This is a genomic window from Cyanobacterium sp. uoEpiScrs1 (assembly GCF_947331815.1).
Taxonomy (GTDB): Bacteria; Cyanobacteriota; Cyanobacteriia; order Cyanobacteriales; family Microcystaceae; genus Rippkaea.
Genome location: NZ_OX373462.1, coordinates 1,425,567 through 1,439,957, shown reverse-complemented (window position 1 = coordinate 1,439,957; position 14,391 = coordinate 1,425,567). Strand labels below are relative to the sequence as shown.

Genomic DNA, 14,391 nt, shown 5'->3' with positions numbered 1-14,391 from the left:
TATTTGAACAGAAAAAATTATTAATAAATAATATAACTACAGTAATTAATTAATGTAATATTTATTCTTAATTGTCGTGATATTTTTAATAGTCTAAGTTTACTTTAGTTGTTCTAATAAGTTGACGAGTCATAGATGAATTTATCAATAAAATTCATCAGTCAATTGATTTCGATATGTTTATAAAATTTCTCTAGAGTGCACGCTCTTTTAAGGAACTTGTGCTCGTAACCAAGCTATTAAAATATAGATTATTTTCCTAGAAGTCCGAACAGAAGCCCGTTTAGTAAATACATCATAGTTATTAGCTTCTATCATGTTTAAAATATCTTGATACAGCATCAATGCTGCCCATACTGGCCAACGGGAATCTCGACATAGAAAACGAATTCCTTGTTTGGCATCTTGATAATATTGGCGGGCGCGTTCAATTTCAAAACGCATTAAGTTACACCACCGCTCATCAACAACACCGGCGAATAAATCTTCTTGAGTGTAATTAAACTTCTCTAAGTCCTCTAGAGGAAGGTAAATCCGTCCACGTTGAGCATCTTCTCCTACATCACGTAAAATATTGGTTAATTGGTTTGCAATTCCGAGAGTGATTGCTTCTTGTTTAGGAATATAATGGTTCCGATTATTTTGCCAGAAAACATTGTACTTATGTCCCTTGATTCCTAATACTGAACTAGATATCAATCCTACCGTTCCTGCCACACGGTAACAGTACAATTGTAATTCTTTAAAAGATTCATATCGACTACGATGTAAATCCATTTTCTGTCCTGCAATCATTTCCTGGAATAGTTCAATTTTGACGGGAAAGCGTTGAATAGTATCAACTAGAGCTACATCCTCATTATCGATGGGATGACCTGAAAATACCATTTTCAAATGTTTCTCCCAACGTTGTAGAGTTTCTACTGTTGTCGATTGAGCTTGGGGTCCATCAACTAATTCATCAGTACGACGGCACCAAACATAGATTGCCCAGATCGCTTGACGCTTTTCGGGACGCATTAACAACGTTCCTAGATAGAATGTTTTAGAAAATTTTGCTGTAATTTGGCGACATAATTCGTAAGATTCCGTCAGGGAGACGAAGTTTCCTTGGATTCGGGGTGGTTCAGGCAGTTGCAGCATTCAGCACAAGCGGAATGATTGTGTATAGGGGAAAAATTGGATCTTTACCTAATGGTTAACCGTTAGATGTTTAGTACTCATTGTCGCATTCTAATGAGTCTTTCGTCATCAGTTAAGTTATTAAAACAGTCCTTAGTTTGATTTACTAAAACTAACAATGTTTCTTTGCGTTACTTAGATTAAAAGCCAATGATCTTAGTAGGATTATCTTGGATAATAGCTTGAGCCGCTAATTTACCTGAGAGTACTGCTCCTTCCATACTTCCAAGATATTGCTGCATAGTGTAATCTCCCGCTAGATAGAAGTTAGCAATTGAAGTTTTTTGAGAGGGACGAAAAGCTTGTCGTCCAGGGGTAGCTTTATAAACTGAACGGGGGGTCCTAACTACATAAAATTTTAGTAATTTTGTGGGATTTTCTTCCGTAAAATGCTGGGGAAATAGTTTATTCAATTCTTCCATTGTTGCAGCGATAATGTCTTCATCTGACTTATTTATCCAATCTTCAGCTGGAGCAAGTACTAGCTCTAACATAGAGCGTTCCTGATTGGCATATTCTTTACAGGTGTTACTCATGTCTGCATAGACACTGAGTAAGTCCGAGCGAGAAAATAATAAATGGTCGATATTAGTTAATTTACGATCAAACCACAAGTGTAAGTTAATTACAGGAACTCCTTCTAATCCCTTTAATTGGCGAGCAAAATCAAGTTTTTTCCAGGATTTAGGTAAAAGTGGTTTGAGAAGATCAACTGGTATTGCAGATAAATATAAATCAGCTTCAAGGATTTTCTCCGGTTTGCCATTAACCCCTCTGAGTAAAAATCCTCTGACAGTGTTGTCTTCATTGAGAAGAATCTCTTTGAGATGAGTATTTAGTCTAACCTCTCCTCCTTGTTCAATAATATGATCGACTATAGGTTTGCAAAGTCTTTCAGTTGGAGGACCATCGAGAAAAGCCATTTTTGAGCCATTTTTTTCCTGTAAAAAACGGTTGAGAGCTGTTAGAAGAATGGTGGCTGAGATTTCGTCAGGATTAATGAAGTTTAAAGCTTTGGACATGGCGATAAAAACTTCTTTTTCTACCCTGGAAGGGATATTTTGTTTTTTAATCCATTCAGACCAGGAATAATGATCCATTTTTTCAACGTAGCTTTGTCCGTTAATTATTGCTGGAATTAATCCTATGCCAAATTTAACTTTTTCTTTCCAAGTCAACATATCTTTGTTTCTAAGAATAGCAATGATACCGTTAACTGGAGCAGGAATATCAGGAAAATCGAAACGGGAATAAGTTCCAGGGGTTTCTGGTTGATTAAAGATCATTGAATGTTCTTTCCATTGTAAGCGCTCTTCAATGCCTAATTCTTTGAACAATTGCAGTATATTGGGATAAGCTCCAAAAAATATGTGTAGTCCAGTCTCATACCAGTCTCCATCATCATCTTTCCAGGCAGCTACTTTGCCCCCTAATACGTCTCGACTTTCTAAAATGATAGGAGTGTATCCCGCATCTGCAAGATATTTTCCACAAGAAAGTCCAGCTAATCCTGCTCCGGCTATCACGACTTTCATCTACAATCTTCCTGCTTTAACAAATATATTCATAATAATTTCTATTGTACTTTACACTTCGTTACAAGTTTTAAAAATTAAGATTTGTCTCGGTTATAATTTATAAATAGGAAGCAGTATAGACACTAGCGTAGTCTACTCTTATCGGAAGTAAACTCTTTTATATTTTGAAAAGAACTAAGATATTAGTAAGATACTTTTCGGTTCATGTTTGGTATTAAACAAAAGTAAAGTAAAGTAAAGTAAATTTTTAAAAAGTTAATATCATTAGTATACATATTCTTATAAAAATCACAATAGTATTAATTATGAGTTGTTTTTTCTGACTTTTAAACTAATGTATAAGGTTCTAATTTCTCTAATTTATTTTTTATGAAAAACGTACAGCTAATATAGAATCTACTTTTAAAAGTTTCTTTTTAAATTTTTCAATTTATGTATATTTTATTTTGTATATTAACAGGTTTTAAATAGTAAGACCAATAATTATTGATTTTACTATTTAAAATACTATTGATTAGTTTTTATAAAAAGAGAAAGATTCTTCAGGAGAATATGGCTTAAGAAAAGTCTTTGCTTTATAAATATGAAATATGTTAACTACCACTCCTCCTAAACGAATAGAAACAGTACCAACTTCTTTAAATTCTTTAAAGTAACGGCTAAAATCGTTCTTTAAATGAGGCATTTTGTCGAATTGTTCTAATGTAATATACAATCCATCTTTACCGACCCATTGATTAGTATCATACCAAAAAAGAAATCCTCGCATATCGTAACTAAAACAAGTTACAGGAATATCTTTTAAAGGTCGCAAAGCTAAATCAATTAGTCCAGCTAAGTAATATGCATTAGTGAATATAAAATCTGTTTCACTCAAAGCATTCATAAGCTCTGAAGATTCTGCAAAATTATTTCGCAATTGTTTTATATCAATTAATTCTGTTACAGGATCATTTTGAGGAGTAAAAAAATATAAAAAAGGTGAATATTTATTGATTTTATAAAAAGTTCCTTTAGTTGTATGAAGTAGCAATAAAAGTAAAATAGCAGTAGTTATGATGCCCGTTGATCTAATCCACCATCTAATTAAATTAGATGAATGTTGTTTCCACTGAACACTATAAAATCCCAATAATAAAGTTGCACTCCAATATCCTGGAATTGGCCAGGTCACAAGAATTTGTTGCTTACCGCCAAGCAGAGTAAATCCTAACATTAAGGGAAGAGAAACCCATAAAATAAATAGCTGTTTTTTTAGAAAATCATATTCATTGAATTTATTTTTTACCTTTTTTGAAATTCCAAATAATTTATTGTTAAATAATATTTGCAATTGAGATAAACTTGACTTAAAAACAACCCACCATAAAGGAATGCCAATAGTAGGAAATAGTAAGCCCAGCCCTGTCAAAAAAACAAAAAATACATTTAACAAACTATATCCTGACGATAATACCTCTTCTTCTGGAGGAGGTTCAAAGCGATTTAATAATTGAAATTGAAATGAAATCCAATCATGGTTTAAATTCCAAAACCAAAGGGGAAATAAAGTTAAAATAAATAATATAAATCCTAATCCTGTCCAGCGAGATATAAAAACACATCGATGAGGAGGACTAGTTAGACAAAATCCAATTAATCCTAATCCCAATATAAATCCATGATATTTACCTAAACAAGTTAATCCAACAAGAATTCCTAGAACAGCAAGGCGATAAGTAGGACGAAAATTTTGATTAGAATTGGAGTGATTAGGAAAAAACTCAATAGTTGCACAATATAAACTTGCAGTCCAAAAAAAGATTAAAGGACTGTCAGGAAGAGTAATAACCCCGAATCCAATATTAAAAATAGGAACTACTGAGACAATGGCTAAAGTTAATTTAGCCGTTTGATGACCGAATAGTCTGCTACTAGTTAAATATAATAGGCATAAACTTCCTGTATATAAAATTACTGTTCCAAAACGTAGGGTAAAAAGAGAAGTAATACCAGTAATCCAAATACCAAAATTAGTCGTCAAGGCAACTAATAAGGGATGATCGAAATAACTCCAATCTAAATGGCGAGTGTAGAGATAATAGTAACCTTCATCATAACCAGGAAACAGCCAAAAGGCGATTATAGAACGTAATATAAGCCCTGTTAATAATAACCAAATAACAGATTTCCGCCAGTGATAGGATTTTAACTTATTTTGAATAATGGACATATTTTATTTAATAGAGTTAAAAATGATTTAATCCAAGGTTTTAATAAAAATGGTCAAAACTCTTTTAGCATTTTATTATCTCCTAAAATCATCAATAAAGCAAAGGTTAAAAAAAATATATTATCGTTATAGTTACCATTTTTAGAGAAATAGAGTAGGAATAAATAATAACAAATTTAGTTATAAATTAATTAAATAAATATATTCAATTTAGAACATATTTAATAAATAACAATATTTCAATCTATTATTTTTACTATAAATATACTAAGTTGACAAAATTAATTTTATCAAAAAAGTAATTTTGTTGAAGCCAAAATAAAATTATAATCGTAATTTATTTAATTTATAAATAAACGTTAGTATTTTTTGGCTAAGTCAAAAATAGTAAAGTATAAAACCTACTAAAATATATGATGATATATAAAAAAGTTGCAGACAGTATAATTATTATCTAAATTATTTATTATAGAATACTTGTATTAAAGATTTATTTTTTGACCTAAAATTTAATGAACGAATTTATATAATCCCCTATTATGCTCTTATATATATCGTTGTTTTTCTCTTTTATACTTAAAATTTAAATCTCTATTTATGACAATAAAATACTATACAAGGAATATAATTAAGAACTAAATATTTTGATTTTAAAATAGATGTATAGCAATAACAATAGTAAACAAAACAGATATTTATATCTTCATTAGTCACTAAACAGAGCTATTGATTGATAGTTTAATTAATTAAGATTACTAAAATTTTTGCATTCTTTAATTAAGCAATATCAAATAGTTTTAAACCAAAAGATTTTAATGAATTTAGAATTAGTATAGTAAAAACACAAAAAAATATTTGACTTAAATAAATTACAATATCTATATATTTTTTTCTGTTTCTTGTTTATAATAAAAATATTGGTTAACTCATGAATACTTATAACAGTTTATATAAAACTACAGTAAATTAATTACTTCTATTGCTAATATTTAAGGGTTTAATCTAAGCCATGTAAAGGATTACGTTTTTATTTTTGGGTAGAATTATATTTTGGTTTTAAGTTATTTGAATAGGCACTACTGTATCTATAGTTATTATGCTATTTTAGCTTAAACTGAAAATATAACTTTAATAGTTAAATATTATTTTTTGCAAAATTTTATGTGTGTTTATTTTGTTAACGTAATAAAAATAGCTGCTTTAATCATAACATATTTTAGTGATATAAAAGTTATGGACAACTAATAAAGTATCTTAGATTTTTAAATACATTTATAGTTCTGGTAATCTGTTTAATGCTAATTAATTATATTTGATTTATACTGAGATCTTATTATACTAAGCTTAAAAGCTATAAATATTAGTGTTTATTGATTTGAATTAACAAGCTATCTATAATATCAAATGGCATTATTTGTTAAATGTAAAATACTTAGAAAAATAATTAATTAATATTAGTTTATTTTATATTAATATTTAAATTTTAGCAAATATTTATTAATATCGTACTTATTTTTGCATTATTCTAAATTTAATTGCATGTACTAATAAATTTTCTCAATTTTAGATTTTAACATTTAAACGAGACTAACTATTTAGTAGTCAAAATAAACTAATTTAAAACAAAAAAATTTCTAGTTTAGCTCAAACAGAAACCACTGTCTTTATAGACTTATACTATGTATATTTTATTAGTCAATGAAATCAAGTATTTTTATTTTAAATAGATAAAAAATAATCACAAAACTAATAAGCTTATGATTTTTTATTTTTAAGTAGAAATGATTAAAAAATAGTTTTTAGTTATTAACAATTTATTTCTTTTAAAAACTATAAAATGAGCTAAAATAACTATACAATCCCCATTTATTAGGTAATGTAATTTTCTACGAAATAGGAGAGTTATAATAATAATCTAGCTACTTGTAATTAAACACGACAAGAGATTTAATTAAAACTTCCTTATCTCCTGTGATAATCTACTATTAATTATAGCTTACATGTCATTCTTAACAATATTCTTGTAGTTGATTACAAAGATAAATTCAGTTACTTGAAAGCTAATCTTATTCCTTGTGTCAAATTTATAGGTCAAGAGTAAGATAGAAATTTTTAGTTAAATTTTTGCTAGAATTTCGACATAGATTAGACCATATCATAGTACTAGAAGTATAAGGATGATAACAATTGTTATCATCCTTATACTTCTAGTACTATGATATGAGTTTCCTTGTTTAAATTAAATACAAACCATCAATCATCCACCTTTCTTATGAAAAAAAGTACATTCTGGATTACTATTTTAATTATTTGTTCTCTTTTACTCAATTGGCTTTTCTGGTCTCCAATTGCTTCGGCTTTTACGCAAAATCAAGAACTATTACTTCAGTCTTGGCGATTAGTTAATCAATCCTACATAGATAACTCATTTAATAACCAAAACTGGTGGTCTCTACGCCAACAGTTTCTAAAGCGGCATCTTTACAATCGTGAAGAAACTTATAAAACTATTGATGAAATGTTAGCTACACTCAATGAACCTTTTACTAGACTTTTACGACCCGAACAATATCGTAACTTACAAGTAAGTACAGCTGGAGAGTTATCAGGAGTGGGTTTACAGATTAATATTAATCCTGAGACTGGTAACCTGGAAGTGGTTGCCCCGTTAAGAGGATCACCTGCTGAGTCTGCCGGCATTAAAGCAGGTGATTGCATTTTGAAAATCGATGGAGTAGACACCACTGCTTTAACTCTTGATGAAGCAGCGACTAAGATGCGTGGACAAAGTGGAACACAAGTTTCTTTGACTATAAGACCTTGTCATGCTCAGAAAACAGTTCATTACATCAACATTACACGGGAACATATTTCTCTGAGTCCAGTATTTGCTGAGCTTGATAGTCAAATCCAGGATATTCCTATTGGTTATATTCGCCTTAACCAATTCAGTGCTAATGCAGCCCAAGATGTTACTGATGCAATTGCCAAATTAGAACAACAGGGAACTAAGGCTTATATTTTAGATTTACGAAATAACCCAGGAGGATTGTTACAGGCAGGGATTGAAGTTGCTCGTCTTTGGTTGAATGACGGTACCATAGTACATACAGTTAATCGTCAAGGAATCCAAGATAGTTTTTCTGCTTTCGGCTCAGCATTAACAAAGGCTCCTTTAGCAGTATTAGTTAACGGAAAGACAGCTAGTGCTAGTGAAATTTTAGCAGGGGCATTACAAGATAATAGTCGAGGTATATTGGTCGGAGAAAAAACCTTTGGTAAAGGTTTGATTCAGTCTTTATTTGAGCTGCCTGGTGGGGCAGGATTAGCAGTGACAGTAGCTAAATATGAAACTCCCAACCACAGGGATATTCATAGACTGGGAATCCTTCCTGATGAGGTTATTCCCCAAGACCCTATTGGTCATCGACAAATTGGTACTGATGCAGATCTACAATACCAAGCTGCTATTAACCTCTTAACAAGTGCTATAGTTATGGCTCATGCCTCTTGAATCAAGACTTGCTAGATAATTGTGTAAAAGCTTTTCTTTATAGTTTTTACTCATAAATTGTTGTCCTTTCAAACTGAGCATAGTTTAAATCGATAGTAATTATCAATTACTTTCTTTTTTTCTAGACATTGGTTAGTTGGTATTTTTACTCAGATAGTTTAAAATTTGCACTTATAAAAATTTTAAATTTTGTGTGAGAAACTATTATTTAAAATAAAGTTAACATCATCAACTTATAAATACTACAATAATATATGAAAATTGCTACCTGGAATGTTAACTCAATTCGTGTTAGACAACCCCATGTTATAGAATGGTTAAATAATAACTATGTGGATGCTCTTTGTTTACAAGAGACTAAAGTAGTTGACGAAAACTTTCCTAAAAATACTTTTGAAAAACTAGGTTACTATGTTTATGTTTATGGACAAAAAGCCTACAATGGGGTTGCTATTCTCAGTCGTTACCCTCTAGAAAATGTTAATATCGGATTTACTTCTATTGTTAAGGATTCTTTAGTGGAAGAGTTTGACAAGCAAAAACGAATTATTACAGGAATTTTAAATGGGGTAAGAATTATTAACTTATATGTTCCTAATGGTGCTTCTATAGGAAGTGAAAAATACAACTATAAGTTAAGATGGCTAAAAGTTCTAAAACGATATTTAACTGAGATTTTAGATCAACCTAATCATGGATTATGTGTTTGTGGGGATTTTAATATTGCTTTAGAAGATAAGGATATTTATGATTCTAAATCTAAGGATAATCATATTATGTCTTCTCAGTTAGAACGGGAAGCTTTAAAAGATATCCTTTCGTTAGGATTAAAAGATGTATTTCGAAAATTTATCTCAGAGGGTAATTACTTTAGCTGGTGGGACTATAGGGCAAGTGGATTTAAGCATAATCGCGGATGGCGAATTGATCATCAATATCTTACTCCAGAACTTTATAGAAAAGCTCTTAGTTGTACTATTGATATTGAGCCAAGAAAATTGGTAAGACCTAGTGATCATGCTCCAGTTATTGTTGAATTTTAAGGAGTAATTATAACTTGCAAATCGATTACAAAAGGCCAATTGCCATCGATTTATTTGCTGGCGCAGGAGGAATGACGTTAGGATTTGAACAAGCCGGATTTGATGTTCTTGCATCGGTAGAAATTGATCCCATCCATTGTGCAGTCCACAAGTACAATTTTCCATTTTGGACAGTTATTTGTCGGGATATTCAAAAAATAACTGGATCAGAAATTAGACAGATATCAAAAATTGGAAACCGTTCCATTGATGCTATATTTGGAGGACCTCCTTGTCAGGGATTTTCCTTGATAGGTAAACGTCTTGTAGAAGATGAAAGAAATCTATTAATCTATCATTTTGTTAGACTAATTTTAGAGTTAGAACCGAAATATTTTATTATTGAGAACGTTCCAGGGATAGCTATTGGTAATCATCAAAAAATTTTACAAAAAATCTTCGATAAATTAAGTAAAGGAAATTATAAGTTAGAAACTGACTATCAAATTTTAAATGCAGCTAATTATGGGGTTCCTCAAAATAGAAAAAGACTCTTTATATTAGGATGTCAAAAAGACTTAATTTTACCTAAATATCCTCAAGCTATTAGTAGTGATTTTACTCATAAATCAACAACAAAAACAAGTTCTAATTTACCTAAATCTCCTACTGTTTGGGATGCAATCAAAGACTTACCTGAAGTAAATAATTATCCTGAACTTCAAAAGAGAGATTGGACTATAGTTAATTATGGAACACAAAGTGATTACGTTAAAAAATTAAGGTCTTTAGTCCCCTTGGAAAATGATTTTTCTTATCAAAGAATCTATAATAAGAACCTTTTAACATCGAGTTTAAGAACGAAGCATACTATTACAATTCAGGAAAGATTTAACAAAACTCTCCCAGGAACAATAGAACCTATTAGTCGATTTTTTAGGCTTCATCGAGATGGTTTATGTAATACCTTAAGAGCAGGAACTCCGAGGAGTAGAGGAGCACATACTTCCCCCCGTCCCATTCATCCTATTACTCCTAGATGTATTACTGTAAGAGAAGCTGCAAGACTTCACTCGTATCCTGATTGGTTTAGATTTCATATTACTAAATGGCATGGATTTCGTCAGATAGGTAATTCTGTTCCTCCTTTATTGGCAAAAGCAATTGCAACAGAAATTGTTAAATGTCTTGATGTTATATTAATTAAACCTATACCTCAATATATCCTCAGTAAAGAAGAAATACTAAGCTTTAATATGTCAAAAGCAGCTCAATATTATAGAATTGATTGTAGTTCAGTAAAAAGAGAAATTTAATAAGTTTATAACAAATAGTTGATGATTAAAGTTAATCACACCATTTTTATAGTGTAGGTAATACTACTATAAATTAAATCAGAATTCAACTATTAATCTAGTTTTTTATAAACTCATTAATCACCTTTTTGAATTATAATTAATCTGACTTAACATACAATTATTACTAAGTTTTTTTATAAATTACTTGAAAAGTTTATGTTTTTTAATGCTATAAATAGCATAACTGGGAAATATACTATACAGAACGTAAAAAACTACATATTGTAAATAAAAATCATCTACTATCTTCAGAGAAGTACAAGTCTGAAGAAGTTTTTAAAGTATAAATTTACTGATATAGTTTATTGTGGTATTGATGTTGCTATTACTACTCATTTTTTTACTAGTCAAGCATTGACAACAATCTTTTTATCAATAGACAGTTAAGAAGACAAAATCTCTAAATATAATAGGCAATGATATAAAATCATATGATTTTTATAAAAAATAAAAGATAGTTATCTAGGATATCGTTAAGATATTAAAATAATAATATTTTGAGTCGAATACATGCAATAATGAAATTAACACAGCATAAACTGCTTAATAATTATATGAACTCTACTTCTTGGTGATAAAAATTTTTCTAGGGATTCTTCATACAATTAAGAAGACTTATCTAGTATCCTACTATTGCCTTCATATATAATAAACAGAAAATCTAAACAGTGATCTCAATTAAGATCCAAATCCTATGAGTCAAAAAAATTCTCCAGGCTGGAAACAACGTCTTAAAGATTTAGAAGCGGAAATAAACCAAAAATCTGAACAATCGCCTGTACAACCTTTTAAAACTAATAAAATTTATAAGGGTCTCTTAGTTCGCTTCGTAAAAGCATATAACAACCTGTCCGTTACTACAAAAATAGTGCTAGCTATTGTGGTTATTATTGCTACTTTATCGTTACTCAATAGTATATTACGGTTAGTAATGTCTGTAATCATGATTGGAATTTTTGGAGTTATTTTATTTGCTTTATATAAAATTTTGTTTAAAAATAAATCTTATTAGACATTAACTATAAATACTTAAAGCTTAAAAAATAATTCTGGGATAAACAGTTTTCTATTAAAATTAACTTTACACTTTCATAAAATATTGTAATTAGTACATTATTGATTTATTTATTAGATAATACATGACATAATTTTTTTAGTTTTATAAACATTCAAAAATTTCATCTCAATAAACAAAATAATGGATATATTATTGATATAATATATCCATTATTTATAACTTAAATTACTTATTTTTAAGGACAAGGTATATATCTCAAATAAAAGTACTTTTAGATAAAACTACTTTAGTTTATATCAAGATATTAAAAGTCTCTAAAAAGATAATATATATAATTTTCATTTTTTATAAAATAGAGATATAAAATATATTTTTTGTTAAAAAACTTGAGCTAATGATTTAATTAAAGTAAAATAAATAATGTTTACTCTGGCTATAGTATTAAATTATTAATAGTTAGTATTTAAAAGTATTACAAAAAATCATACTTTAAACTCGACTTGTTATTAATATAATCTCTATAGAATAGAATATTAATTTTTAGTAATTTTTACTAATTTTTACTAGTTAAAGTCGAGTGTAGTTAATAGATATTAATTGTTAATATTTTTTGTTATGTAGATATTTGTTTTATAAGTAAAATGTAAACGCTAACTTAAGATAATAAATTAATATTTTTTATAAACAAATTATTTTCATAAAATCATTATCAAAACAACTATTTAAAGAGCAAAATAGTTTAAAATTTTAGTTAAGATTTTTACTTCAATCAATCTAGAATATTTTGATTATTATGTTTATGATCTAGTTGTTAAGTGTGTTATATATAAATATATCCCGAATTGCAATTTATCTATTGTTAATATTTTTATCAGTATCTTAAATAAATTAAAATTAAAATAAAAATCATATCTAAATAATTAGATTAAAATACTACTATTTTTTAGTAAAAAAACTGGAATTAAATTTAAAAAAGATAATATATATAAAAAAATATTTTCATTTCATGGTCTATGTATTAAATAAATTATTAGCACATTTATTTTTAATAAATCTATATCAAAGTGACTGTAAATTTTAATAAATAAATAGAATTAGAGGATATAGACTATTAATTTAATATATGTAATACTATGACTTTAATAGCAATAAGAGTGTTATAGATTCTCAAAATACTTATAGCGTTTATATAGTATAAATATGCTCTAAAAATATGGCTTTAGAGATTCATTAAATTATATAATTATTATCTACACTTTAGATGTTAATTAAATATTCAAAAAAATCAAGTATACTATAGTTTCAAATAGAAGAAATTACAATTTATTTTGATAACTTTAGGGAAAGTTAACTAGTAGTACTTTGACCTATAGCCTCTCTTTATACTGTTATCAAATATAATATGAGCCCCAAAATATAATAAAAGAGGCATTTATTTAGTTATTTTTAAGTATTCTCTGAAATAGAGGTGTAGTATTTCTCCTTATATTAAGGTTTCCACCATTATGGAATTAGACATTTTTTTTACCAAAATAATATAGATGATAAACTATCAACTTAGAAAGGTTTTATGATAAGACTATTTATCAATAAATAATTAATATTTTATATCAAAACTACAGTAACTATCTTGATTAACTATTATATAATTTAGTTCTTAATTACCTTTAAAGTTATAGAATGTTCACTTAATTTTTCTGTAAAAAATAGTATTTAATAACTTTAAATACTATGTCTAAGTTTCTCCACTTTTTAACTTATATTAAAACCTCAAAGTTCTACTAGAGGATTATCATCCTCTAGTAGAAAGTTTGTCATGTCTTCAAATTTACGTAACTCAGCCTGATAAATTGTTAAAATCTTTGGTTTAGCTTCTAACCATTTATCATAAAAGGTAGTTAGAACAGAAGCCAAGTTATCCCGATTAAGTTCAGCTATTTTTTCTGTAAAATATCCTAAGGGAATATGAGCTGTAAAATGATATTGTTGTTCAATTCCTAAAGCCATTAAATCAATATTTTGATAAATCGAGCGCCTTAATTGAACAATTTTTTTGTAGGATAATTCATCACAAGGAACTAATCCCGCCACTAGAGCGCGAGGAAAGACTAATAAGCCTAGTAGTTGCCATTTAATTTCTTTTTTTTCTAAGTCAATTTTTTTATAGTTTTTAAAACTTTGCTCCATATAGACCTTAATTTTACTATCAAAGTCGGGAAGATACTGAACCGCTTCTTGGTAACTTTGATCCCAAATTAAATCAGCCAAAGTTAAGTGAAAACTATCGGGGGGAACCCAAGCAACCATATCAAACTCTATCTGTTCCGACAATTGTTGTTGTATGGCTTCCAAATAATGATAGAACTCTTCATTAAGGGAATCCTCTGTAGAAGGAGGAGTGAGAACTGTATAACCAGGGAAAGCAACAAAATTTCCCCCCTGAAATTTAGGCGATTTTTGGATATTCTGAAGTTGGGGTTGATAGATATCCGGGATGGTTAATCGTGCTACCCGATTAACATAAGTTTGATAAGTTTCGTCCAAGCT

At 28.8% G+C, this 14,391-nt stretch carries 8 protein-coding genes; 4 read left to right on the top strand and 4 right to left on the bottom strand.

The window, feature by feature from the left end; genetic code table 11:
* Positions 1 to 210: 210 nt before the first annotated feature.
* The 3 genes from OXU93_RS05055 to OXU93_RS05045 form a co-directional block, all read right to left on the bottom strand.
* Positions 211 to 1,143, bottom strand: coding sequence for a phytoene synthase (locus OXU93_RS05055; RefSeq protein ID WP_267382943.1), 933 nt, complete (start codon positions 1,141 to 1,143; stop codon positions 211 to 213).
* A gap of 179 nt (positions 1,144 to 1,322) precedes the next feature.
* On the bottom strand, positions 1,323 to 2,717 hold the full coding sequence (gene pds / locus OXU93_RS05050) for a 15-cis-phytoene desaturase (protein ID WP_267382940.1): 1,395 nt from the start codon (positions 2,715 to 2,717) through the stop codon (positions 1,323 to 1,325).
* 517 nt (positions 2,718 to 3,234) lie between these two features.
* Positions 3,235 to 4,932, bottom strand: a complete 1,698-nt coding sequence (locus OXU93_RS05045) for an ArnT family glycosyltransferase (RefSeq protein ID WP_267382937.1) — start codon at positions 4,930 to 4,932, stop codon at positions 3,235 to 3,237.
* A gap of 2,272 nt (positions 4,933 to 7,204) precedes the next feature.
* Between OXU93_RS05045 and ctpA the strand changes: the two genes are divergently transcribed.
* The 4 genes from ctpA (at position 7,205) to OXU93_RS05025 (ending at position 11,838) form a co-directional block, all read left to right on the top strand.
* On the top strand, positions 7,205 to 8,446 hold the full coding sequence (gene ctpA / locus OXU93_RS05040; RefSeq protein WP_267382935.1) for a carboxyl-terminal processing protease CtpA: 1,242 nt from the start codon (positions 7,205 to 7,207) through the stop codon (positions 8,444 to 8,446).
* Positions 8,447 to 8,700: 254 nt separating this feature from the next.
* Positions 8,701 to 9,489, top strand: a complete 789-nt coding sequence (gene xth, locus OXU93_RS05035) for an exodeoxyribonuclease III (protein WP_267382932.1) — start codon at positions 8,701 to 8,703, stop codon at positions 9,487 to 9,489.
* 20 nt (positions 9,490 to 9,509) lie between these two features.
* A complete protein-coding gene (locus OXU93_RS05030; protein ID WP_267384801.1) occupies positions 9,510 to 10,784 on the top strand; it encodes a DNA cytosine methyltransferase in 1,275 nt (424 codons plus the stop codon).
* Between the two features lie 736 nt (positions 10,785 to 11,520).
* Complete coding sequence (locus OXU93_RS05025; RefSeq protein WP_267382930.1) at positions 11,521 to 11,838, top strand: hypothetical protein; 318 nt, start codon at positions 11,521 to 11,523, stop codon at positions 11,836 to 11,838.
* Positions 11,839 to 13,614: 1,776 nt separating this feature from the next.
* Here the strand turns inward: OXU93_RS05025 and OXU93_RS05020 are convergent.
* Positions 13,615 to 14,388 carry a DUF1868 domain-containing protein gene (locus OXU93_RS05020; protein ID WP_267382928.1) on the bottom strand — a complete coding sequence of 258 codons (774 nt, stop codon included), beginning with the start codon at positions 14,386 to 14,388 and terminating at the stop codon, positions 13,615 to 13,617.
* Between the last annotated feature and the right edge of the window lie 3 nt (positions 14,389 to 14,391).